Below are 290 nucleotides of genomic sequence, written 5' to 3'. Positions count from 1 at the left end.
AACCTGCGGTTGGATCACCTCCTTACCTGAAAGATACACCCTCGCAGTGCTCACACAGATTGTCTGATAGAAAATTAAGAAGCAGGGTGTCTGCGAAAGATGAATGTCCCTTTCGTCTAGAGGCCCAGGACACCGCCCTTTCACGGCGGTAACAGGGGTTCGAATCCCCTAAGGGACGCCACCTGCTGGTAATGAGTGAAAGGCGTTACCGATAAGTATCTCAAAACTGACTTTCAAGTCACGTTTGAGATATTTGCTCTTTAACAATCCGGAACAAGCTGAAAATTGAA

Annotated in this window: 1 tRNA gene; it reads left to right on the top strand. The window is 47.2% G+C overall.

The features are described 5' to 3' along the window. Positions 1–105: 105 nt before the first annotated feature. A tRNA-Glu gene (locus DW58_RS19685) sits at positions 106–181 on the top strand. Positions 182–290: the final 109 nt, after the last annotated feature.

Origin of the sequence: Siccibacter turicensis LMG 23730 (assembly GCF_000463155.2) — a bacterium.
Classification (GTDB): Bacteria; Pseudomonadota; Gammaproteobacteria; order Enterobacterales; family Enterobacteriaceae; genus Siccibacter; species Siccibacter turicensis.
The sequence above is the reverse complement of the archived record's forward strand: the minus strand, read 5'-3'. Positions and strand labels throughout refer to the sequence as shown.